The sequence below is a fragment of the Mucilaginibacter metallidurans genome (assembly GCF_003286435.2).
Classification (GTDB): Bacteria; Bacteroidota; Bacteroidia; order Sphingobacteriales; family Sphingobacteriaceae; genus Mucilaginibacter; species Mucilaginibacter gossypii.
In genome coordinates, this window is sequence record NZ_CP043449.1 from 5,127,017 (window position 1) to 5,151,443 (window position 24,427).

Annotated in this window: 23 protein-coding genes and 1 tRNA gene; 14 read left to right on the top strand and 10 right to left on the bottom strand. The window is 42.2% G+C overall.

Going from position 1 to position 24,427, the window contains the following annotated elements; translation table 11 throughout:
* Window positions 1-38: 38 nt before the first annotated feature.
* From DIU38_RS21635 to DIU38_RS21645, 3 genes are all read left to right on the top strand, one after another.
* Window positions 39-3,209 carry an ATP-dependent helicase gene (locus tag DIU38_RS21635; protein ID WP_112658362.1) on the top strand — a complete coding sequence of 1,057 codons (3,171 nt, stop codon included), beginning with the start codon at window positions 39-41 and terminating at the stop codon, window positions 3,207-3,209.
* A 76-nt stretch (window positions 3,210-3,285) separates the two neighbouring features.
* The gene (locus DIU38_RS21640) at window positions 3,286-3,726 is read left to right on the top strand and encodes a hypothetical protein (RefSeq protein ID WP_112658349.1); all 441 of its coding nucleotides are present in this window, start codon (window positions 3,286-3,288) and stop codon (window positions 3,724-3,726) included.
* A gap of 176 nt (window positions 3,727-3,902) precedes the next feature.
* Complete coding sequence (locus DIU38_RS21645; RefSeq protein WP_112658347.1) at window positions 3,903-5,249, top strand: M28 family peptidase; 1,347 nt, start codon at window positions 3,903-3,905, stop codon at window positions 5,247-5,249.
* 94 nt (window positions 5,250-5,343) lie between these two features.
* On the opposite strand, the gene DIU38_RS21650 is transcribed toward DIU38_RS21645, so the two are convergent.
* From DIU38_RS21650 to DIU38_RS21660, 3 genes are read right to left on the bottom strand one after another with little or no spacing between them, the layout of a single operon-like run.
* Window positions 5,344-6,144, bottom strand: a complete 801-nt coding sequence (locus DIU38_RS21650) for an ABC transporter permease (RefSeq protein ID WP_112658345.1) — start codon at window positions 6,142-6,144, stop codon at window positions 5,344-5,346.
* A gap of 3 nt (window positions 6,145-6,147) precedes the next feature.
* Window positions 6,148-7,047 carry an ABC transporter ATP-binding protein gene (locus DIU38_RS21655; RefSeq protein ID WP_112658343.1) on the bottom strand — a complete coding sequence of 300 codons (900 nt, stop codon included), beginning with the start codon at window positions 7,045-7,047 and terminating at the stop codon, window positions 6,148-6,150.
* Entirely contained in the window at window positions 7,041-7,250 is a 210-nt protein-coding gene (locus DIU38_RS21660) for a hypothetical protein (protein ID WP_112658341.1), read from the bottom strand. Before DIU38_RS21660 ends, DIU38_RS21655 begins: the two co-directional genes overlap by 7 nt.
* Window positions 7,251-7,491: 241 nt before the next feature.
* Between DIU38_RS21660 and DIU38_RS21665 the strand changes: the two genes are divergently transcribed.
* From DIU38_RS21665 to DIU38_RS21695, 7 genes are all read left to right on the top strand, one after another.
* Window positions 7,492-8,547 carry a sensor histidine kinase gene (locus DIU38_RS21665; RefSeq protein WP_112658339.1) on the top strand — a complete coding sequence of 352 codons (1,056 nt, stop codon included), beginning with the start codon at window positions 7,492-7,494 and terminating at the stop codon, window positions 8,545-8,547.
* Between the two features lie 18 nt (window positions 8,548-8,565).
* Complete coding sequence (locus DIU38_RS33160) at window positions 8,566-9,900, top strand: 3-keto-disaccharide hydrolase (protein ID WP_112658337.1); 1,335 nt, start codon at window positions 8,566-8,568, stop codon at window positions 9,898-9,900.
* A gap of 54 nt (window positions 9,901-9,954) precedes the next feature.
* Window positions 9,955-10,689, top strand: a complete 735-nt coding sequence (locus tag DIU38_RS21675) for a LytR/AlgR family response regulator transcription factor (protein ID WP_090530824.1) — start codon at window positions 9,955-9,957, stop codon at window positions 10,687-10,689.
* Window positions 10,690-11,089: 400 nt separating this feature from the next.
* Window positions 11,090-13,312, top strand: coding sequence for an ATP-binding protein (locus DIU38_RS21680; protein WP_112658335.1), 2,223 nt, complete (start codon window positions 11,090-11,092; stop codon window positions 13,310-13,312).
* 2 nt (window positions 13,313-13,314) lie between these two features.
* A complete protein-coding gene (locus DIU38_RS21685) occupies window positions 13,315-13,734 on the top strand; it encodes a response regulator (RefSeq protein WP_112658333.1) in 420 nt (139 codons plus the stop codon).
* Window positions 13,724-14,095, top strand: coding sequence for a response regulator (locus tag DIU38_RS21690; protein ID WP_091175516.1), 372 nt, complete (start codon window positions 13,724-13,726; stop codon window positions 14,093-14,095). Before DIU38_RS21685 ends, DIU38_RS21690 begins: the two co-directional genes overlap by 11 nt.
* Window positions 14,096-14,107: 12 nt before the next feature.
* On the top strand, window positions 14,108-14,713 hold the full coding sequence (locus DIU38_RS21695; RefSeq protein WP_112658331.1) for a biliverdin-producing heme oxygenase: 606 nt from the start codon (window positions 14,108-14,110) through the stop codon (window positions 14,711-14,713).
* A 121-nt stretch (window positions 14,714-14,834) separates the two neighbouring features.
* On the opposite strand, the gene DIU38_RS21700 is transcribed toward DIU38_RS21695, so the two are convergent.
* Together DIU38_RS21700 and frr are read right to left on the bottom strand one after the other, a co-directional pair.
* Window positions 14,835-16,595 (bottom strand): ABC transporter ATP-binding protein, encoded by a 1,761-nt coding sequence (locus DIU38_RS21700; protein WP_112658329.1) that lies wholly within the window; start codon window positions 16,593-16,595, stop codon window positions 14,835-14,837.
* A 73-nt stretch (window positions 16,596-16,668) separates the two neighbouring features.
* Window positions 16,669-17,232: a ribosome recycling factor gene (gene frr / locus DIU38_RS21705; RefSeq protein ID WP_090530830.1), complete on the bottom strand. Its 564-nt coding sequence runs from the start codon at window positions 17,230-17,232 to the stop codon at window positions 16,669-16,671.
* Window positions 17,233-17,383: 151 nt separating this feature from the next.
* Between frr and DIU38_RS21710 the strand changes: the two genes are divergently transcribed.
* Window positions 17,384-17,773 (top strand): hypothetical protein, encoded by a 390-nt coding sequence (locus DIU38_RS21710; RefSeq protein WP_112658327.1) that lies wholly within the window; start codon window positions 17,384-17,386, stop codon window positions 17,771-17,773.
* On the opposite strand, the gene DIU38_RS21715 is transcribed toward DIU38_RS21710, so the two are convergent.
* From DIU38_RS21715 to DIU38_RS21730, 4 genes are all read right to left on the bottom strand, one after another.
* Window positions 17,763-18,593: a sterol desaturase family protein gene (locus tag DIU38_RS21715; protein WP_112658325.1), complete on the bottom strand. Its 831-nt coding sequence runs from the start codon at window positions 18,591-18,593 to the stop codon at window positions 17,763-17,765. The genes DIU38_RS21710 and DIU38_RS21715 overlap by 11 nt on opposite strands.
* Before the next feature lie 123 nt (window positions 18,594-18,716).
* Complete coding sequence (gene cdaA, locus DIU38_RS21720; RefSeq protein WP_090530839.1) at window positions 18,717-19,508, bottom strand: diadenylate cyclase CdaA; 792 nt, start codon at window positions 19,506-19,508, stop codon at window positions 18,717-18,719.
* Window positions 19,509-19,610: 102 nt separating this feature from the next.
* Window positions 19,611-20,081, bottom strand: coding sequence for a group II truncated hemoglobin (locus DIU38_RS21725; RefSeq protein WP_112658323.1), 471 nt, complete (start codon window positions 20,079-20,081; stop codon window positions 19,611-19,613).
* A gap of 79 nt (window positions 20,082-20,160) precedes the next feature.
* On the bottom strand, window positions 20,161-21,132 hold the full coding sequence (locus tag DIU38_RS21730; RefSeq protein WP_090530846.1) for a polyprenyl synthetase family protein: 972 nt from the start codon (window positions 21,130-21,132) through the stop codon (window positions 20,161-20,163).
* 260 nt (window positions 21,133-21,392) lie between these two features.
* Here DIU38_RS21730 and DIU38_RS21735 point away from each other — a divergent pair.
* The 3 genes from DIU38_RS21735 (at window position 21,393) to DIU38_RS21745 (ending at window position 23,546) form a co-directional block, all read left to right on the top strand.
* Window positions 21,393-21,483: transfer RNA gene (locus tag DIU38_RS21735), tRNA-Ser, on the top strand.
* 244 nt (window positions 21,484-21,727) lie between these two features.
* Window positions 21,728-22,939, top strand: coding sequence for a site-specific integrase (locus DIU38_RS21740; RefSeq protein WP_112658321.1), 1,212 nt, complete (start codon window positions 21,728-21,730; stop codon window positions 22,937-22,939).
* Between the two features lie 70 nt (window positions 22,940-23,009).
* Window positions 23,010-23,546 carry an ORF6N domain-containing protein gene (locus DIU38_RS21745; protein ID WP_112658319.1) on the top strand — a complete coding sequence of 179 codons (537 nt, stop codon included), beginning with the start codon at window positions 23,010-23,012 and terminating at the stop codon, window positions 23,544-23,546.
* Between the two features lie 79 nt (window positions 23,547-23,625).
* On the opposite strand, the gene DIU38_RS21750 is transcribed toward DIU38_RS21745, so the two are convergent.
* Window positions 23,626-24,405: a metallophosphoesterase gene (locus DIU38_RS21750; RefSeq protein ID WP_112658318.1), complete on the bottom strand. Its 780-nt coding sequence runs from the start codon at window positions 24,403-24,405 to the stop codon at window positions 23,626-23,628.
* Window positions 24,406-24,427: the final 22 nt, after the last annotated feature.

Below are 24,427 nucleotides of genomic sequence, written 5' to 3' on the forward strand. Positions count from 1 at the left end.
AAATGCAGCAGCATCCTTTTTTATCTTTACTAAATATTATGCAATCTACATTCAATAAATATAACGCTAAATTTCAGGAAGCCTTAGCCGGTTTAAACCCCGAGCAATTGGCCGCGGTTAACAAAATGGACGGGCCTGTGCTTGTAGTAGCCGGCCCCGGTACGGGCAAAACCCAGATCCTGGCAGCGCGGATAGGAAAAATCCTGACCGATACAGACGCTTTACCCAGCGAAATCCTGTGCTTAACGTATACCGATGCCGGCGCAGTAGCCATGCGCAAACGCCTTTTTGAATTTATCGGCCCTGATGCTTACCGTATTAATATATATACGTTCCATGCGTTTTGTAATGAGATCATCCAGGAAAACCTGGAATATTTCGGCAAACTGAATTTGGAGTCGCTTTCTGATCTGGAATCGGCAATGTTATTCCGTGAGCTGGTTGATGAGTTCCCGAACGATCACCTGCTGAAGCGTTTTACGGGCGATATCTATTACGATGTTCCCCGGCTCAAAAGCCTGTTCAGCACTATGAAGCGGGAAAACTGGAACGCCGAAATGATTGAGCAGGCGGTAAATGACTATCTTGAAGACTTGCCTAACCGCGAGGAATTTATTTATAAACGGGCTAATGCCAAAGCGGGCATCAAGATTGGTGACCCGAAACAAAAAGATATTGACGCCGCGCATGATGTGATGAAAAAACTGCTGGCTGCTGTTGGAGAGTACCAAAACTATACAGAAAAAATGAAAACGCGCGGCCGCTATGATTATGACGACATGATCATTTGGGTGTTGCGCGCGTTCCGCGATAATGAAGAAATACTTCGTAAATACCAGGAGCGTTATCAGTATATTTTGGTTGATGAGTTCCAGGATACCAGCGGATCGCAAAATGAGTTACTGCGTTTCCTGCTTAATTATTGGGATACCCCGAACGTTTTTGTGGTAGGTGATGATGATCAGTCGATCTTTAAATTTCAGGGGGCCAATATGAAAAACATCCTTGATTTTGCCAATGACTATGTAGATACACTATACACGGTAGTGCTAAAACATAACTATCGCTCCAGTCAGCAGATCCTCGATATTTCAAAAGCGCTTATCGATAACAATTTTGAGCGATTGACCAGTCAGCTTAATTTAGATAAAGCTTTAAAATCGTCGCACTCCCGTTTTAATAACCTGTTGGTCGGGCCGGTGATCCGGGAGTACGAGAACCCTGATAAAGAACTGGTTGATGTATCGCTGCAGATAAAACAACTGGTTACTGACGGTGTACCTCCGGGCGAGATAGCGGTAATTTACCGCAACCACAACCAGGTTGAGGAGATGATCAAATTTTTGGATGTGCAAAAGATCCAGGTAAACACCAAACGCAAGATAGACGTGCTTACCCAACCCTTTGGTGAAAAGATCATTAATATCTTGCGTTACCTTGCCATGGAGCTCGATTCGCCATATAGCGGGGATGAATTACTATTTGAGATCATGCACTATGATTTCTTTAACATCCCCCCTATTGAAATTGCCAAGGCAAGCGTTGCCGTGTTTAAAGAAAACTTTGGTACCCTGGCTTACAATCAGCCTAAAACTTCTATCCGCCGTTACGTAAGCGAGATGAGGCCACCCAAACAAGCAGACCTTTTTCACCCCGACCAGCAACAGGAGATGCGGTACCTCGTAAGCAATATTGATTACCTGCTCAAAGAGTCGGTTAGCGTTACGCTGCAACAGCTTTTTCAAAGTGTGATAGCCAAAATGGGCATCCTGAAATATATTATGCAACAACAGGATAAGGGCAGCTACATGCAAATGCTTACCAGTTTTTTCGATTTCCTGAAAGATGAAAGCCGCAAAAGGCCAGACATCAACCTGCCTGATTTGATCTCGACCATCGAGATGATGAAAAAACATCAGATCCGCCTGGAACTTAACCAAAGTATCTTTTCGGAGAATGGTGTCAACTTCCTCACGGCACACGGTTCAAAAGGCCTTGAGTTTGAATATGTGTTTTTTATTGGCTGCGACAAACGTACCTGGGACAGTAAAGGCCGGAACAGCGGTTTCAGCTATCCCGACACACTCACCCGTTCCGCCGCTGATGAAATTGCACAGAAAGAGGAAGCGCGCCGCCTGTTTTATGTGGCGGTAACGCGTGCCAAGCAGCACCTTACGATCTCATACGCCGCTAAGGACAGGAAGGACAAAGACCAGGAGGCAAGCCAATTTATAGGCGAGATATTAGCCAGCACCAATATGCAGGTACAATACCCTAAAGTGGATGCCATGGATATGATCGAGTTCCAGGCAACCCAATTCAGCGAAGCCGAAAAACCAAAAGTTGAATTACTGGATAAAAACTACATCAACCAGTTGCTGCAAAATTACACGCTATCAGTAACCCACCTGAACAGTTACCTGGACTGCCCGCTGCGATTTTATTTTCAGTGTTTGATCAGGGTGCCATCGGGTAAAAGCCCGGCGGCTACTTTTGGGCAGGCAGTACACTGGGCGCTCAACAAAACCTACAGGCAGTTGAAGGATAATGACAACGAGTTTTTAAGTACGGAAAATTTCATGCGCGAGTTTAGATGGTATATGGCCCGCAATCGCGATTCATTTACTAAAGACGAGTTTAAACTGCGCTCGGCCTACGGCGAAAAGATCCTGCCGACATATTATGAACAAAACGTACCGCATTGGAACAAGATAGCTGTTACCGAACGATCTATAAAAAACATTGAAATAGCAGGTGTTCCTATTAAAGGTAACCTGGATAAAATAGAGTTTGACGGCAAGCAGGCTACCGTTGTTGATTACAAAACAGGCAAGCCTAAAAATGCGAAAGATAAGTTGTTACGACCAACAAACGACGCGCCAAACGGGGGCGATTACTGGAGGCAGGCCGTTTTTTATAAAATACTGATAGACCATGACCGCACTACCGACTGGCAGGTGATCAGCACCATTTTTGATTTTGTTGAACCCATAAGCGATGGTGAATATTACCGCGAAAAATTTGTGATAACACCGGAAGACGTAGAGACAGTAACCGGGCAGATTAAGGACACTTATGAGCAAATCATGGTCCACAATTTCAGCACAGGTTGCGGCAAAAAAGAATGCGATTGGTGCCATTTTGTAAAAAGCAATTTTAAACAAGCCGATGAGATTTTAGGGATAGTTGCGGAGGAGGAAGGAGAATAAAAGATGCTGATGTAGAGACGCATAATTGCGTCTCTCGCAGGACAGGAACAATTGCATTATAATCCTTACAATATAAATGGAAGAAAAATATCAAAATAAATATCGCACCTCATCACCTCGTTTAGCTGGATGGGATTATGGGGCTCATGTTTTATATTTTGTAACCATCTGTACCCTTAACCGTGTACCATATTTTGGAGATATCCTCCCAAATGAAAATAATGAAGCTCTATTTCTGCAATCCTCAATTATGGGTGAATTCGCTCATATCAACTGGTTAAAAATTCCAGAAATTAATCCATTTGTCGAATTGGATGAATTTGTGGTAATGCCAGACCATTTGCATGGGATATTGTTTTTAACAAGCCTGATAAAATCAATTGGGAAGCAAATAAATTCGGTGTTCAAAAAGATAGCCTGGCTTCTGTATTGCGTGGCTATAAATCATCCGTTAAGAAATATGCGAATGACAACAGCATCGATTTTGCTTGGCAGCCTCGTTATTATGATCGGGTAATTAGAAATGATCGTGAGTACAATAACATAAAGCAATACATTCATAACAATCCCAACAACTGGTTTACTGAAAGAGATAGGTTTGAAAATTTACATATCTGACCCAAATCATCAAGGTTGACCTGTATGGTCGGAGACGCAATTATGCGTCTCTACGGGAAAAAACAACATCATCATATGAAACACATTTTCTTATTCCTCCTCCTCATCCTGACCTTGCCTGCCACTGCCCAAACCATCATAAAACAGGACGCTGTCATTAAGCAAATGGTTGATGAGGTATCGGCCAAAAACATTGAGGCTACCATCCGCAAACTGGTTAGCTTTAAAAGCAGGCACACGCTGAGCGATACAACCAGTAAAACCATGGGCAGCGGTGCAGCGCGCAACTGGATCAAGGCCGAAATGGAGAAATATGCGACTGAGTCAAACGGGAGGATGACCGTGCAGTTTGATACGTTCACACAGCCTAAAGGTACACGTATCGATAAACCCATTAAACTCAAAAACGTACTGGCCACACTGAAAGGTACCGATCCGAATGATACACGGGTGTACCTGGTATCGGGACATTATGATTCACGCATCAATGACGTGATGGACGCCAACGGAGTTGAACCCGGTGCCAATGACGATGCTTCAGGCACTGCACTTTCGATGGAACTGGCCAGGGTGATGGCTAAAAGATCGTTCCCTGCCACTATTATTTTTATGACTGTGGTTGGCGAAGAACAGGGGCTTTACGGATCTGCCAACGTAGCCAAACGGGCCAAAGCCGAAAACTGGAATGTGGATGCCATGCTGAATAATGATATCGTTGGCAATACTTACGGCATGGAAACCGACCTAAAAGATAACCGCAGCGTACGTGTTTTTAGTGATGGTGTACCTACGGCAGCTACCGATAAACAAGTGGCAGCTTTGAAATCATTGGGAGGGGAAAATGATAGTCCGTCAAGACAACTGGCGCGGTACACCAAAGAAATTGGGGAGCGTTATGTCGATCAACTGGATGTGAAACTCATTTACAGGCGCGACCGTTACCTCCGCGGCGGCGATCACCTGCCATTTTTAGAGCAGGGTTTTACTGCAGTAAGGTTTACCGAAATGAACGAAAATTTTAACCGTCAGCACCAGAACATACGCACGGAAAACGGTGTTGAATACGGCGACCTGCCCGACTTTGTTGATTTTAATTATGTGCAAAAAGTAGCCCGCATGAACCTTGCAGTATTGGCTAATCTCGCTTCAGCCCCGGCCGGTCCGCAGAATGTAAGCGTGATCACCAGCGACTTAACCAATAAAACTAAACTAAAATGGGAAGCTCCCGCTACCGGCAAAAAGCCCGCCGGTTATTATGTACTGATGCGCGAAACCATCAGCCCCTATTGGGAAAAGAAATTCTATGTAACCGATACTATAGCTACGTTGAATTACTCAAAGGATAATTACTTCTTCGCGGTACAGTCTGTTGATGCTGAAGGGCACGAAAGTTTGCCGGTGTTTCCGAAGCCGGTGAGGTAGATAATCAAAAGATTATAGGTTAGATAATGGACATTAGATTTTGCACTCAAGAAAAATGAGGATTAACTAACCTCCAGCCTCCAATCACTAAAAACTACTTCACGCTCTTACGCTGCACAATAAAATATCCAGCAATAAATACCACAAGAGCAATAGCCATACTTACAAATACATCTTTAGTAAAAACATCTATTTGTAACCGGTTGGATGGATCGCCATGATTGTTTTTTAACATGCTGCTGATGGCGGCCATGGGGTGTGCATATGGAAACAGGTAGCTATATTCCCAGCCTTTTGAAGCTGCCGCAACTCCGACTATAGTACATACAAACCCTATCCCCATCGGCTTCAAAAAATCAGCCCAAAATAAACTCAGTAAAAACTGGATGGAGAGGATACCTAATGATGATAAAAACAGTTTGAAATAGATCTGTGCCAGTTCTTTCTCCATGTGGAAATCGTCGAACCGTAACTCCGGTTTTACTATGCTTAACAAATTGCCGAAACCAATGGTAAACAGCACAAACAATGCAAGACAAACAAATACAAGGAAAACCGCATAAAAAAATTTAGCCGCATAAACCGACCAGCGGGGGATTGGCAGATTAAACAAGGTTTTCCAGGTATCGGCCCGGTGTTCGATACTGTTTACGGAGTATGCTATAAATATGATATACATTGGCAGCACCAATGAGCCCATGATACCCAAAATAGCACCAGCAAACTGTAGCCAAAGCATCATCGGCGGCATTGACACCAACTTTTCACTTTTGGTATAAAACCCTACGAACAACAAAACACCTATAAATAAAGGAAGCATTACCGAAGCCCAGAAACCAAGCGTTTTACGGCTTTTGTAAAACTCCGAACGGAATGACAGTATAAATCCTTTCATGGCTTAGGCTCTTTGGGTGATATCTAAAAATAGTTTTTCCAGGTCTTTTTGCTGTTTACTGATGCTGTAAACCATTTGCCCGTTTTTATTGAGCAGGGCGTTGATCTCGCCCATTTGTTGTTTGGAGATGTAGGGTACCAGTAAATGCTCGTCGGTTACTTCGGTAACGTTAATATGGTGGCGGGTTAACAGGTTGGCGGCGTCAACGGTATTTTCGGCATCAACGCGCACCAGTGGCTTGCTGATGGCCTGCAGGTCGGCAACACTGCCCTGAAAAAGCATTGCGCCGTTATTTATAATGCCCACATGCGTGGCCATCCGTTCAATCTCACCAAGCAAATGGCTTGATATAAAAACAGTTTTGCCATGTTGGGCTACAAGCTTTTTCAAAAGCTCGCGGATCTCGATGATACCGTTTGGGTCGAGGCCGTTGGTGGGCTCATCTAAAATTAACAATTTGGGATTAGCAAGCAGGGCCAATGCAATACCAAGGCGCTGTTTCATGCCTAATGAATATTGCCCGGCCTTTTTATTCGCAGCAGCGGTTAGCTGTACCAGATCAAGCATATCTTCAACGCGCTGAGCAGGCACCTGCAATAATAAGGCCCTGTTCAATAAATTTTCCCTCCCGGTTAAGTGCTGGTATAAAGCAGGCTGCTCAATAAGCGAACCTATTTGCGAAAGTATGCTGATGCGGCTTGTTTTGATATCCTGCTCAAAAATGTGGATGTTACCTGCATCGGGTTTTAACAGGTTAAGCAGGAGTTTGATGGTAGTGGTTTTCCCGGCACCGTTGGGACCGAGAAAACCATATATACTTCCTTCTGGAACTTGCAGCGCGAGTGATTTAACTACCTGCTGCTTACCAAAGGTGAAGGAAAGCCCTTCGGTTTTAATTACCATATATTATTTTTTGCTACTGAGCAAACGGTTTTAACCATTACAAAACCTTTGTGAAACAATGAGGTAGCATGTACTGCTGTGCGGCCAATTATTGCTGTTTCCTTTCTTTGCTCGAACTGGTAGCTTACACCCAAAATAAGGGCAAACATTACCGGGATCAATAACATGATAAAAGGATTTGAATTTTTGATAAGCGTTTTCATTGTGAGTGGTGATTTTATACAACAAAGGAATATTAAAAAAATAACCTGCTAAAATCATTTAGACCAACACACTTTGTTTATAGATGAACGCTTTTCTGCACCTTTTAACCGGTTCATCGATAATAAAAGCCAGTTCATCGAAAAAATGGGCCGCTATATATAAATAACAGACCGATATCATTATCAAAATATTAAATTAGATGCCACACCCGTAAACATAAAAGGGATTTAAAAACACCGAATGGAGGCTTCATTACCATTACCTAAATCCAGAACCGGAATAAAAACCGCCTGGATAATTTTTTGGCACCTGTTTTTCTGGGCAGCCATTATATCCTTTTTTGTTTTTTTGGCCCGGCTTAATGATGCCATGCTTAGTACCAAGGAGTTGCTGGTGATTTTTTTGCTTTATCCTACTATTAATATCAGCTTATTTTATCTTAACTACCTGGTTTTTATACCTAAATTTCTAAATAAAAAACGCTACTGGCAATACGCCACCTTTGTGCTTACAAGCATCATAGTTTACGGCGTAGCCAAATACGGCGTGGGGCTTTTATTTAAAGATATTGTACTGGTGCATCAAAAAGGTCATGTCACCAGTTTTGCTACTTATTTCTACAGCAGTATTTTCACCAGCCTCATATTTGTATTTTTGAGCACTGCACTAAAATTCAGTACAGACTGGTTTCTGAACGAACGCATCCAGCGCGACCTTGAAAATCAGCGCCTCATTGCCGAGCTGGCTTTTCTAAAATCGCAGATCAACCCGCATTTTTTATTTAACTCCTTAAACAGTATTTATTCACTGGCTTATCAGCGCTCAGAAACTACCCCCGAGGCTATTTTAAAGCTTTCGGAAATTATGCGTTATATGCTGTATGAATGTAACGAAAACAAAGTTGACCTGAGTAAAGAACTCCAGTACCTGCAAAACTACATCGATCTGCAAAAGATCCGCTTTGGCAGCAAGGCATTTATTGATTTTAAGGTAGATGGCAATATCACCGATCAAAAAATAGAACCTTTGCTACTGATCGCTTTTATCGAAAATGCTTTTAAGCATGGCGTTGCAAATGATATCAATTCGCCTATAAAGCTACTTATTAACGTGGCGGATGGTAAACTGCATTTCTACATCCAAAATAAAAAACATAACAATAACCGTGATGCTGTAGGTGGAATCGGCTTGATAAATGTGCAGCGCCGGCTCAACCTGCTTTACCCCAACAGGTACTCTTTAAAAATAAGGGATGAAGAATATACTTACACCTGCGAATTATCAATAGATTTATAGTTATAACCTATTATAACCATGACCTGTTTGAAAAAATTGCTCCCAGCCCTGTTTCTTGCAGCATCGGCCATTACCGCATCTGCACAAACCGATCCTAAAGCAACCGAAGTTTGGGACCCTGAGCCTGAAGTAGTTTTACCGGGCGCCGGCAACAAGCCGCCATCTGATGCTATTATTTTGTTTGATGGCAAAAATTTGGACAAATGGACAGATCAGAAAGGTAACAAACCGAGCTGGATAGTAAAGGATGGTATTGTAACCGTTAAGCCGGGCAGCGGCTCTATCATCACCAAACAAAACTTTGCAGATTGCCAGCTGCATATAGAATGGCGCACACCAGCTGTTGTTAAAGGCGAAGGACAGGAGCGTGGCAACAGCGGCGTAATTATGCAAAGCCGCTACGAACTGCAGATCCTGGATAGTTATAAAAACCGCACTTACTCAAACGGGCAGGCCGGCTCTGTTTATAAACAATACCTGCCACAGGTAAATGCCTCGCTTAAACCGGGCCAGTGGCAAAAGTATGATATCATTTATACTGCCCCGCGCTTTAATATCGACAGCTCGGTTAAATCACCGGCTTACATTACCGTATTACACAATGGCATACTGGTACAAAACCATGTAGCTATAAAAGGAACAGTGGCGCATGTTGGTCAGCCCAAATATCAAAAACATGCCTTCGCCTTACCCCTGTTGCTGCAGGAGCATGAGTTTCCGGTATCGTTCCGCAATATCTGGATCAGGGAGATTGGGGTTCAAAAATTGTTAAACGGCAAGGATAAAAAGGGTTGGTATACCTACCTGGATACGTTAGGCAAGGATAATGATGTACATAACAACTTTGCCATTGAAAATGGTATGGTGCATGTAATGGGCAAGTATTTTGGTTATATGGCCACCAAAAAATCGTACGATAATTATTACCTGAAAGTAGTATTTAAATGGGGGAGCAAACAATATCACCCGCGCGAAAAGGGCGTACGCGACGCAGGTATTTTATATCATTTTGGGGAGGGTGATAAAGATATCGTATGGCCAAGATCGATAGAATGCCAGATTCAGGAGGGTGATTGCGGCGATATTTGGTGCGTACAACATACTAATGTGGTTACGCCCAATAAATCGGCCATTGAGTGGGACCAGCAGCGTGTTTACCGCACCGCCAATTTTGAAAATCCGCGCGGCGAATGGAACACCATCGAAATTATATGCAACGGTAACCAGATTGAACATTATGTTAACGGGCATTTGGTAAACTGGGGAATAGCCTCATTATCGCACGGTCGCATCCTTTTACAATCTGAAGGGGCCGAAATCTGGTATAAATCTGTTGAATTGACGCCGTTATAACAAAACAGCACATTAAAAAATTTAGAATAACCATTATTACATTATTTTTACGCTATGATCAGATGTTTGGTAGTTGACGATGAGCCTTTGGCGCTGCATATTTTGGAAGACTATATTTCCAAGATGCCTTTTTTGCAATTGGTTAAAGCCACAACTAACCCCATCGAGGCGCTTACCATGGTACAGGCCGCCGAAGCCGACCTTGTGTTTTTAGATGTTCAGATGCCCGAGCTTACCGGCATTCAATTTTTGAAAATTGCTAACGGCAAAGCCAAGGTTATTTTAACTACAGCCTACCCGCAGTACGCGCTTGAAGGCTATGAGCTTGATGTAGTTGATTACTTGTTAAAGCCAATCGCATTTGATCGCTTTTTTAAATCGGTACAAAAAGCACAAAGCATTATCCAGCCTGTTGCAGCCAAACCACAGGTAGTGATGCAGGCCGAGCCCGTGCAGCAGGATGATTTTTCAACCGATTTTATCTTTGTAAAAACCGAACATAAGATTCAAAAGGTATACCTGCATGATATTATGTTTATTGAGGGTTTAAAGGATTATATAAGCATTTTTACCTCTGCAGAGCGGATTATTACCCTGCAGGGCATGAAAAAAATGGAAGATGCCTTGCCCGAAAAACATTTTGTACGTGTACATAAATCATACATTGTAGCCCTCAATAAAATAGACAGTATTGAACGGAGCCGCATCCAGATCGGCGACAAGATCATCCCTGTAGGCGATACCTATCGCGATGAGTTTTTCAGGATGATTGAGAATAAAAATATTTAGGGGTAACTTTCATTCGCAAATCATACCAACACCTATAAAAACATGTCATTGCTGAGCGCAACGTTGCAATATCGTGGCCAATGTATGTGCGCCCTGTATAGTTTTATATCTATGAGATTGCCACGTCGCTCCGACGCTTTTCTACCTCCGCTCCTCGCAATGAGATGTTTTATTTATTCGGAAAGTAACTCCTCCCCGCATTTGCTCGTGGTCGGTATTTCCATCGCCTCACTTCCCTAATTAACACGGTACTGTGATAAAACCAGGAATGGGCTTAATGACATAGTTTTATTAACAATCACCTTTCCTCTCAATCCTTACAACTTACCTATTTAAAAAATATATTTCATAAAAGTGTATTTTTTGTATTTTACGCGGTCATTCATCCTATCAAAAAACTATGAGCTACCAGGTAGACCTGACCAATTGCGACAGAGAACCAATACATATCCCGGGAAAGATCCAATCGCACGGTTTCTTGATCGCTGTAAACAGCAAATCTTACAATATTTCCTACATCAGTCAAAACGTTGAAAGCTATACCGGTATCAACGCAATCGGACTCTTAGGCAAAAATATTAGCGAACTGGAAGAACAATTAGCCATAGCAAATGATACCGCGTCATTGCAGCAGTTGTTAAAGTTGGCTAAAGGTGCAAAAAGTTCAGACACCATCAATCCGCTGGCTATTGATGTAAAGGGAACTAATTACAATCTTATCATCAGTCACTCGGTAAATGACCTGGTACTGGAGTTTGAGCCAACCGAATCAGATCTGGGTGGTGACATTCAAAAAACTATAGGCCGTTCGGTAGCCGAGATCCTGAGTGGTAAAAGCTTATCCCTTCTACTGCAAAAGGCTGCTTCTGAAATAAAAAAGATCATCAATTATGACCGGGTAATGATCTATAAATTTAACGAGGATGGTCACGGCGAAGTGACCGCCGAAGTGAAGAACGATGACCTGGAGCCGTTTTTAGGGCTGCATTATCCGGCATCGGATATTCCTAAACAAGCCCGCGAGCTTTATAAGATCAATCTTACCCGTATTATAGCCGATGTAAATTCAGAAAGCTCGGCTATTATTACCTATGAGGAGGGAGCCGCACCGCTTGACCTTACCCATTCGGTATTGAGGGCTGTGTCGCCTATCCATATCCAATATTTAAAAAATATGGGCGTCGACTCGAGCTTCAGTATCTCGCTTATTGCCCATGGCGAACTTTGGGGACTTATCGCCTGCCATAATTATTCGCCAAGGTTTATCGACTATAAATCGCGTGATGCATCGAAACTGATCGGTCAGATCCTTTCATCAGCATTAGAGTACCGCCAGGACGAGGAAGAATTGGCAAAACTTCATGAACTGGGCGAAGCTGCCAATACCATTGCCGATTATATTAAAAAGGACACTGATTTTACTTTCGCCTTAACCCGCAATAAAGTTACTATCAAAGATATTACCACGGCTACGGGTGTGGCGCTGGTGTACGATGAAGAGATAACTACCATCGGCCAGACACCCACCGAAGAACAAATAACCGAGATAGTTGAATGGCTTAAAGTAAATATGGTTGATACCATTTACAGCACTTACCGTTTCCCCGAAATATATCCGGCGGCAAAAAATTACAGTGATGTTGCCAGCGGAATTTTATCCTGCAGTTTATCGCGCGAGCTTGGGGAGATGATCATTTGGTTTAAGCCCGAGCAGGTAAAAGCTATCAACTGGGCGGGCAATCCGGAAAAGCCGGTTGAAGAAACTGCCGACGGCCTGTTGCAGCTCTCGCCACGAAAATCATTTGACAGCTGGACACAAATTGTTAAAAACACATCCGAAAAGTGGAAGCATGATGAGATCGCCGCGGTTTTAAAGGTTCGTGAAGATGTTATTTTTGCCATCAACCGCAAAGCCAACGAAATCAGGATCCTGAATGAACGTTTGCAATTGGCCTATGATGAGCTGGATACCTTCAGCTATACCATATCGCATGATCTGCGCACCCCGCTATCATCAATAAAAAATTACTCGGAGCTATTGCTGGCCAGTAATAAAAGCCTGGATGATTCGGCAAAAAAAATGCTCGAAAGGATCATCAAGGGCACCGATAAAATGCACATGCTCATTAAAGAGATCCTGCATTATTCGCGCGTGGGCCGTACCAACATAGAGGCCGCCCCAATTGATATGGGCCTGTTACTAAATGAAATTAAAAGGGAAGTACTATCGGCCCTTAAGCCCGAAAGCATTGAATTTACCATTGGAGATACCCCAGGTATTGACGGCGACAGTGTAATGATAACGCAGGTTTTCACCAACCTGATTAACAATGCTGTTAAATACTCTTCAAAATCAACGCCATCAAAAGTTAAGGTTGAGGGGATAGTTAGAAACAATGAGATCGTTTATTCGGTATCCGACAATGGTGTTGGTATCGACGTAAATTATTATAACCGCGTGTTTGAACTATTTAAACGCATGGATAACGCGCTCGAATTTGAAGGCACAGGGGTTGGCCTGGCCATTGTAAAACGCATTGTTGAAAAACACAAAGCGCGAATTTGGTTTGAGAGCAAATTAGGATTTGGCACAGTTTTTTATATATCTTTTAAAATTAGTTAGTTGTGAGTTCGCCTGATATTTTGTATGTTGAAGATGACGAAGATTTTGCATTCATAATGCAGCATGCCGTACGCGAAGTGAAAGACGGGCTTACGGTAAAGATCATTGATAATGGGAAGGATGCGCTTGAGCAGTTAAAACAGCTTACCGAAGCAAGGGTAAAACCGAAACTTATACTGCTCGACCTTAACCTGCCCGGGCTTTCGGGGCTCGACCTGGTAAAACGCATTCGTGAAATATCGTTTTTAAAATATGTTCCGGTGATATTCTTTTCAACGTCCGACAATCCAAAAGACGTTAAAGCATCACTTGAATTTGGCGCTAATGCTTATTTAACCAAGCCTGCGGGCTATTTAAACCTGGTAAATTGCGTTGAATCACTTTATAATTTTTGGTTCACTAAAAATCTGAATGTCAATTAAAACGCTGAAAAAAATATTAGTCATCGAGGATGATGGGGATATAGCCGATATTATGGGCATCGCATTATGCGATAAATATGAGGTTGAAGTAAAACGCGACGGCTACGAGGTTGTAGCGCAAATTGAACGCTTCTCTCCTGATTTGATCATACTCGATAACTATATTGGCCAGCGCCAGGCCCGTGAAATAATCAAAGAGATCCATGAGGTTGATGACCACAGAACTATACCTTTTGTATTATTTTCAGGCCATGACAACATTATGCAGCTTGCTGAAAATCTTAATGCTACATCTTACCTCGCAAAACCATTTGCACTTGACGAACTTTATAAGTGTATTGACGGTATTTTAGCGGCGTAAAAACGCACACCTATGCTTCATGAAAAAATAAAACAAGCCACAGCACACCTGCATGATCAGCTTGAACAAAAAATGTTTACCGGTCAGATCATGGATGGCTCATTTACCTTTAAACAATATCAAACCATACTGACAGTAAACTACGCTACGCACCTGGCGGTAGAAGATTTTTTATTTAACAATCTCAGCGATGAATTATGTCAAAAACTGAATATCGAAGCCAGGATAAAATTACCAGCGCTGCTTCGTGACCTTGAGGAGATTAACTCATCTGTAAGCAGCAGTTTGCCGGAAGCCCCCGAATATATTGACTTAAACAGTGACGCATCCATTCTTGGTGCAATGTATGTATTGGAAGGGGCAACACTTGGGGGCAACGTAATAGCAAAACGCCTAAAAACTAACGGGCAGTTGTTATCATACAATCTGAGTTATCACTATTACCAGGTTTACGGCGACCAGCTTGGCTTAAAATGGAAACAATTTTTAGAAGTACTCAATGCCATACCTGAGGCAGAACACGAAGCGGCGATAAAAAATGCTGTATGCTTGTTTGAGCACATGGCAAATACTGAAGTAGCAAGTACTACAGTAATACTTGTACCGCCGGAAGTATAGTTAAAAAAACATGTCATTGCGAGGAGGGACGACGAAGCAATCGCACAGAAGCAGGGTCGCCCTGTATAGCAAGCGATTGCCGCGCTTCGCTTACAGCAATGACATAAAATATTCTAATATCTTAATCCAGCGCATCGGCGGTATCCTTCTCTCCAATCTGCTGACGCCACATGGCGTAATACAAACCTTTTTGGGCTATCAGATCGGCATGTTTACCGCCTTCAATAATGCGGCCTTTTTCCAGCACATAAATACTATCAGCATGCATAATGGTTGATAAACGGTGAGCGATCAGGATGGTAATATGGTTTTCCTTTTCGGATACATTACGGATGGTTTCTGTAATCTCCTCTTCAGTGATAGAATCGAGGGATGATGTTGCTTCGTCAAATACCAGGATATCCGGTCTGCGTAATAGAGCTCGCGCTATAGACAGACGCTGTTTTTCACCACCCGATACTTTTACACCGCCCTCACCAATTACAGTGCTCAAACCTTTATCGGCCCGGGCCAGTAAGGTTTGGCAGGCTGCACGCTGTAACACATCCATACATTCTTCATCAGTAGCTCCGGGGCGAACGAACTGCAGGTTCTCGCGGATGGTACCTGAAAACAGTTGTGTATCCTGGGTTACAAAACCAATTTTCTCACGGAGCTGATCAAGGTCTATTTCTTTACTTAATGTGCCGTTGTATAAAATATCTCCCTGCAAAGGCTGATATAAACCAACCAATAATTTAACCAGTGTAGTTTTACCCGAACCTGACGGACCAACAAACGCTATCGTTTCGCCCGAATTAGTTTCGAAGCTGATATGGTTAAGGGCATTACGATTGGCTGTTAAATGCTTAAAGGTAACATCGTTAAAAGTGAGGGTTTCTACCTTTTCAAGCAGCACCGGTTTTTCTGGCTTTTTATCGATAGGAATGCTTAATATCCTGTTGAAGTTACTAAGGGAAACCTCAGCTTCACGCCAGGAAAGGATTACGTTGCCTAACTCCTGCAAAGGATTAAATAAGAAGAATGAGTAAAATAAAAAGCTGAAATATTGGCCCGGAGAGATAGTGCTTTTAAAAATGAGCATCAGCAGAACCACCACCATCACACTGCGCACAAAGTTTACAGTAGTACCCTGTACAAAGCTCATGCTGCGTACATACTTCACTTTTTTCAGTTCCAGGTCGAGGATTTTGTAAGTGGTATTATTCAACCTTGCTATTTCCTGTTTTGCCAAACCCAAACTTTTTACAAGCTCGATATTCCTTAGCGATTCGGTTGTTGAACCTGCCAGCGCTGTTGTTTCGGCTACAATTGTCTTTTGGATTTTTTTGATCCTACGACTCATGGCCATACTCACAAAAGTAATGACAGGTATCGCAGCGAAATATACCAGGGTAACTTTATAGCTTACGCTCACTGAGTAAACGATAACAAATACCATCCCGATAAGCGACACAAAAAGGATTCCGATAAAGGAGGTAATAAACTTTTCGCAATCTAAACGCACCTTTTGTAATATGCCTAAAGTTTCGCCGCTCCGCTGGTCTTCAAATACCTGGTAGGGCAACTCAAGCGAGTGCTTTAAACCATCGGCATACATTTCGGCCCCAACTTTTTGAGTAATGATATTGGTAAAATAATCCTGGAAGTTTTTAGCTATACGCGATACCATGGCAACACCAATAGCAGCGCCAACCAGCATCAGCACCTGGTTAAGGTATGCGTCATATTGTAGCTTACTGCGTTGTTCAATAACACGGTCAACAATACGCCCGGTTATCCATGGGTCGAGCAGTGAGAAGCCTATATTCATCGCCGCCAGGAAAAGTGCAAATACAACTATCCAGCGGTGTTTTTTTAAGTAAGAGATTAATACATTCATGTTTCAACGGCAAACATAAAAAAAGGGAATGGCTAAGTAGCTCATTCCCTTTTAATTTGACACAAGGTTAATATTAAACCGTCATGATATCTTTTTCTTTAGCTTCTGAAAGCTGATCAACCTTAGCAATGTAAGCATCAGTAAGTTTTTGAACTTCAGCTTCGCCTGTCTTTATTTCGTCTTCAGAAACACCTTCTGATTTTAATTTTTTGATCTTTTCGTTAGCATCTTTACGGATGTTACGAACAGCCACCTTACCGGTCTCAGCCTCGGCTTTAGCTTTTTTAACCAAATCACGGCGGCGCTCTTCGGTAAGCGGCGGTACATTAATACGGATAATGATACCATCGTTTTGAGGGTTAACACCTAAATTAGCTTCTTTAATGGCTTTTTCAATAGGGTTTAACAATGATTTTTCCCATGGCTGAACAACAATGGTACGGGCATCAGGGGTGTTAACACTACCTATCTGGCTTAGTGGTGTCGGGGTACCATAGTAATCAACCCTGATATCGTCAAGTAATGAAGGGCTTGCCTTACCTGCACGTATTTTATTTAATTCGCTATCTGCATGGTCAATGGCCTTTTCCATCAAGGCCTTTGCATCGTTCACTTGTTTTTTAATGAGTTCGCTCATCGGTTTTTAAATTTTCCACAAAAGTAATAAAATCTATCAGTTTATGGCTTTGGTATTTGGGTTCAATTCAAAAGCATTTAACATTTAATAACATTATTTAACATTTAAATATTATTGAATGATAGGTATATTAGTATAAAATAGTATCACCATGAAAAAAACCTTAATCCTTGCTGCTATCATAGCCTGTGCAGGCCAGCTTAAAGCACAAAACCTCAATAAAGCACCTAAAAACAATAACGCTGTCGATAAACTTTTTAATTTGAAACCATTACAGGTTGACAGCAACTTGTCTAAACTAATGCCGGTACTTCCGAAAAACGGACTTTTAAATGATAACAGGACATTGCTAAATACCCGTGAACTTGTTGATAATGTGACCGTTTATAGCCGGATGCCTGTTGTTAAAAATTACCCGAACGACAATATGCCCGTTGTTAAAACTGACGAACCCGGGATAAAATACCATATGCTGATTAAAAAAACAGATATAGTGAATCCAGATTCTGTCGGGGTAAAAAAGGAAAAAGTTACTCCGTAGCCAACTCGTTTGGCAGTAGTTCGCCGTCTCCTTTATACTTCACCTTTTCGCGCTTTTCAACCACCTGTTCAAAGCTCTTTTCATAATCGGGATGATTAGTGCCCATTAACCTGTCCCATATGTTGAAATATAAACCATAATTGCATTTTACCAACCGGTGGTGCATATTATGATGCGTTGAAGTATTGTGCCATTTAAACAGTTTATGCGTAGTAAACCCCTGGGGAAAAAGCTCATAGCCCAGATGACCGGTTACGTTTAATAACAACGAATACAAAGAAAATATAGTGAGTGCTGTACCGTGATAGGGAATAGTAAAGGCGATGAGCGGTACAATCCCAATCTCCACTACGGCCTCCAGCGGATGGAAAGCATAAGCGGCAAATGGTGTCGGATTAGTTGACAAATGATGCGTTTTGTGCATCAGCTTAAACAAAGGCTTCCAGTGCATAGCCCTGTGTGTCCAGTAAAAGTAGGTGTCGTGCATCAGGATCATCAGCCCTATACTCAAAAAACAATAAGGATATCCTTTATCGCTGATATTTAAATAGATCCTTGTTAAATGCTGCTTACTGGCATAGATCACCAGCATGATCACCGCACCAAATATCAATATGGTGAAGAATGAATAAACAATTTCCCTAACGAGGTGCTTATTTGCGGGATAGCGTTGCTGAATTTTTGCATACCAGTAAGCTCTTTTTCGCCACACATAGAAAAACAGGTAAAACGCACCGGCAAATACAAGATAACGCACTGCTATAGAAAGCAGAACCCGGGAAATTTCTGTTATTTTATCGATGGAAGGTTGCAGTGGCATTGTTAATTTAACGCTGATTATTTTAATTCCTTAGAGGGCACAAGTACGCCCCGCTCCTGCAACCACACAATACTTGCGCCAGTTAAAGGGCCAGTTAAGGTATCCCGTCTTATTTTTATCCGATTAAAAATCCTTATTTAAAACTTTTTCCAGCTCTGCGAAGCTGATATTCATTTTAATTCGGCCTTGTTTGGCATACGAGATCTCACCAGTTTCCTCAGATACAATGATCGCCGTGGCCTCATTTGCCTCTGTAACACCAATACCTGCCCTGTGGCGCAGGCCGAACTGCGCCGGCAGATCCGTTTTTTCGGTAAGCGGCAAAATGCAACTTGCCGATTTAATCTTATTCTCCGAAATCACTACCGCACCATCATGCAGCGGACTGGTTTTCTGAAAAATACTTTCCAATAATCGCTTTGAAATTTTGGCCTCCACCACCTCGCAACTGTTTTGATAAAACTGTTCGTCATAATACTTGGCGAAAACAATGAGCGCCCCTGTGCGGGTTTGCTTCAGGCTTTTGCAGGCATCAATTATTGGCTTGATCCTGGCGTAATTATTTTTCTCAACTTCCGATTTTCCGAAGAAATATTGCCACCAGGCTTTATTGCGTTGGAGTGAAGCATTTTTACCTACCAATAATAAAAATCGCCTTACTTCCTGTTGAAAAACCACGATAATGGCAATGATCCCCACATCAACAAATTTGCCCAGAATAATGGTAAGCAGCTTCATATCCAAAGCCTTCACCACAAAATTGAGAGCAAAGATCACTGCAAACCCAATGAAGATATTAGCTGCAATGGTTCCCCTGATAAGGTTATACAACTGGTAAATGATCAAAGCCACCAGCAATACATCAAGAATAGAAAAGAAACCTATTTTAGGGAAGAGGGATTGTATGGACTGCATTTACGAAGTTAATAAGTTTACCCGAACATAAATGCCGGAAGAGCAGTAATTATGATGTGCGGCCCTTGAACACCGGTCATTTTACATACGCGTTTTATTATTTCAGGGAATGTATGGCCCTCCCGGCACGCCCCAGCCCCATTTCGGCATAGGCGTATCCGGGCTTTCTGTAGTATTATCTGTTTGGGAGTTCAGCACTGCTATCCGCGTACCCCACTCAAGGTAAGCCATAAAAGCTGAGCGAAATTCCGGATCATCGGGCAGTGACAGTTCATCGGCAGTTTGCAGCAACAGTTCAATCCAGCGCTTGCGGTGCGCTTCGGTTAAATGCTTTTGCAAATGTTTATTGATCATGGCATAATGGCTGCCTTCAGTTTCGCTATAGGTTTTTGGGCCGCCAAAAACTTCACTTACAAAATGCGCCACATGCATCCGGTGCTGGGGCGACATATGCTTAAATACGGGTTCCAACAGTTCATCGTCCAAAACCTTATCATAAAACTCGTTGAAAAGCAGTTCAAAAGCAGGTGTACCACCCGCCCATTCAAACAATGTAGGGATTGTAGCTGTCATAAGTGTAAAAATCGGTTGTGATAAAGATAGGGAGTGCATCTTTAAAAAACCAGTTATTTATACGCAGCAATAAAATTGATTATTTGTCCCGTTCGGTAGTAAACCTAACCAGTTGCTCCAGCCCGCGGTGCGAATCACTGTCGGGGAAAGTGTTCAGGATTTCGAAAGCCTCCTCCTGGTACTTTTTCATCTGGGTTTCGGCATATTGTAAGCCACCGGTATCTTTCACAAATTTAATGATCTCAGCAATCTTTTTAGGGTCTTCATTATGGTTCTTCACCAGGTTGATCACCCTCTTTTTTTCTGAACTGCTGCAATTGGCCAGGGCGTAAATAAGCGGCAGGGTAACTTTTTTTTCTTTGATATCGATACCTAACGGCTTACCCACATCATCAGTGCCGAAATCAAACATATCATCCTTGATCTGGAATGCGATGCCTATTTTCTCGCCAAAGAGGCGCATTTTTTCAATCACCTCGTCACTGGCCCCTGCCGACGCAGCACCGCAGGCGCAGCAGGATGCAATAAGCGAAGCGGTTTTCTGCCTGATCACTTCATAATAAACAGGTTCACCAATATCCATGCGGCGCACCTTTTCAATTTGCATCAGTTCACCCTCGCTCATTTGCTTAACAGCATCCGAAACAATACGCAATAATTGAAAATCGTTGTTATCGATAGAAAGCAGCAAGCCTTTTGAAAGCAGGTAATCACCCACCAAAACGGCTATCTTATTTTTCCATAAAGCATTGATAGAGAAAAAGCCGCGGCGCTGATAAGAGTTATCAACCACATCATCGTGCACAAGAGATGCTGTATGCAACAGCTCAACCAATGCCGCCCCGCGGTGCGTAGCCTCATTGATGCCCCCGCAAATACTGGCCGAAAAGAACACGAACATAGGACGGATCTGCTTGCCTTTACGCTTTACAATATAATGTGTGATGCGGTCAAGCAGCGGAACGGAACTTTTCATTGAGTTCCTGAATTTCTCCTCAAACGCATCAATATCAGCAGCAATAGGTTTTTTAATGTCGTTGATGCTCAGCATTGCAACCAAAACAGTATTTTATGTTAACCACCGCCATGTGACAGTGCGCAGCAAACATAAGCTAAAATTATGTATCTGCATTGCAGCCTAATATTTTTTACTCAAATTAAACCAAAGCACACCATAACTGTCATACTTGCGCGAGTGCAATTTTTATAAGTAGAGTTAAGTTTTTGTGAAAGCGAAGCTGGTTAAAACGGGCTTCGCTTTTTTATTGATAGTAAGGGCAAATATTTTACCTTTGCAATCCGCATTTACTCGGAGAGGTGTCTGAGTGGTCGAAAGAGCACGCCTGGAAAGTGTGTATACTCCAAAAGGGTATCGAGGGTTCGAATCCCTCCCTCTCCGCCAAGTATTATTCAATTAGGATCAAAAGCGCTGTAAATGAATTATTTACGGCGTTTTCTGTTTTAGCCCTCACCAAAATAAACCAATTAATCGCTTTGGTCTGGTGCCCCGTGGGTGACCTTTTTCAAGGTAATCCTATCGGTCACCGGAATGCTTATAAGTCACTGTTATTGAGCATGTTCACTATTTAAACATCTTGATTTCAGCAGGATATGTAACTAATTTTATTCACTTAAAAGCTTCAGCGATGAACAAATCTTTTAACCTGCTCTTTTACGTAAAGAGATCAAAAACAAATGTCGAAGGCCTCGCCCCTGTTTATCTCCGTATCACTGTTGATGGCGTACGCATCGAAGTCTCCTCTAAACGCTATGTCAATCCCGACAAATGGAACACAAACGGACAAAAGTTAACCGGCAACAGTGAAGAAGTAAAAAGTATCAACGCTTACCTGAAAACTTTAGAACACCAGGTTTATGATGTTCACCGGGACATGATAGAGCGAAAGTTGTTGATCACTGCGACTAATTTGAAAGACAAGCTTCTTGGCGGCAAGCCTTCACCCGGAAAAATGCTGGTACCGATATTTCAGGAACATAACAGACAGGTTGCCACGCTTATCGGAAAAGAATATGCAAAGGGTACGCTTGACCGCTATGAAACAAGCTTGAAACATACACAGGCTTTTTTGCTTTGGAAATACAATTCGACAGATATCGACATCCGGGCAATTGATCATGAGTTTATCATGGCTTACGACTTTTATCTGCGCTCAGAAAGAAGCTGCAATAATAATTCGACAGTGAAATACCTGAAAAACTTTAAGAAGATCATTCTGATCTGTATCGCAAATGGCTGGCTTGATAAAGATCCATTTGTTAAATACAAACCCAAAGTAAAGGAAGTTAAACGCGATTTTCTAAATGCCGAAGAGCTGGAAGTAATGGCAAACAAGAAACTGGTTAGCGACCGGGTATCTCAGGTAAGGGATATTTTCCTATTCAGCTGCTACACCGGCTTAGCTTATGCCGATGTCAAGAAATTAAAGCGGACTGAAATCGTAACGGGCATTGACGGACAAAAATGGGTTTATACAAGCCGTCAGAAAACGGATACTTCTTCCCGCATTCCTTTATTGCAAGAGGCGATGGAACTAATGGTTAAGTATGAGGAGCATCCTCAATGCGTTAATGATGGCTTATTACTTCCCGTATTGAGCAACCAGAAAATGAATAGCTATCTGAAAGAAATCGCGGACGCCTGCGGTATCAATAAAGAATTAACCTATCACATAGCCCGTCATACATTCGCGACTACGGTAACACTTGCAAACGGAGTTTCCATAGAAAGCGTATCAAAAATGCTTGGCCATACCAATATCAAAACAACACAGCATTATGCTAAAATCCTTGATATGAAAGTGGCGCAGGACATGTCTAAGCTAAGGAAGCTTTATTAGACCGCCTATTTACACAACCATAGAGCCACCGTTGGCTCTATGGTTAATTATTACATTTTAACTAACATAAATGAACAATACAACTTCAATATCAGACGATATCATCATGACCAAGATCTATTATATCAGGGATCAAAAAGTAATGCTTGACAGCGATCTGGCTGAACTTTATCGCGTAGAAACACGGCGCTTGAACGAACAGGTAATCAGGAATATGGATAGGTTCCCGAATGACTTTATGTTCAGGTTGAATGAATCGGAGTTTGAAAGTTTGATGTCGCAAATTGCGACATCAAAACGTGGGGGAAGGCGAAAACTCCCCTATGTGTTCACTGAGCATGGCGTTTTGATGCTTTCAAGCGTATTGAATAGCAAACAGGCCATCCAGGTTAATATTCAGGTTATGCGGATATTCAACCGGATACGAAACATGTACCTCGATAATACGGAACTCCGTTTGGAAATTGAACAAATCAAAAGCAAACTGATCAGGCACGATAAAAGCCTTGAATTGGTATTCGGTTATCTCGATGAACTGATCGAAAAGAAGTCGCAGCCAATAGATAGAAAAAGAATCGGTTATATGCCGGATACTGATAGCTTTTAAAAAACAGACATCCCATTTATCTTTACGTATTTCAGGAACACTGGCGTGTAAATCCAAGCCAGTGCATCCTTTATTTTATCTATGCATCAATTGTTATCGTCTTGCCGCGATCAAAATTGCTGTGCTCATCCTGGTGTACATATCCGAGTTGATTAGTCAACAGCTTCGTTTTCCCGATATTAAATTCAGGAGTAGCATCGTGATGATGGCCGTATATCCAGTAATCAGCACCGCTATCCTCAATAAAAGCATCTAAGTCGGTTGCAAAAGCTTCATTTAAAACGCTGTCTGAATATTGTTTGGGATAATGCTGAAATGTCGGCACGTGATGTGACACAATGAGGTTCCTGACATCCTCATTCCGGTTATACCCTCCAGCATCTAATGCAGTTTCGAGAAATGCCAGGGCGTCAGAATGCATCTGGTTATATTTTTCCACCGAAAACCACTTCCCTTCATTTTTGATTACCCTGAAATCCATCATCCCGCGTTCAATATAACGGGCTTTGTATTTCGATATTTCCGACCATAGTGTCGTAAAATGGATTCTGATCTGGTTCAGTTCAATAGTAGAATTATTAAGCAGCGTCACATTGGATAGTATCGATTCCCGAAAAGCGCCCGACCTGTTGGCTATATCGAAATGGTAAAATTCGTGATTGCCGGGAACCCAATAAGTATGCTCATAATTGTCTGCAAGCAAACTGAAAAAATCACGATGACGGTCAATATCCTTCAATGGTATTATATCCCCCGCCAATAAAAGAATATCTCCATTTACCTGCAAAGGGTTTAAAGCCATATAATTCCGGTTTTCCGGGAACTCCAGGTGAAGATCAGAAGATATCTGTAATTGCATAATTGTAAATGTATTTAGTATT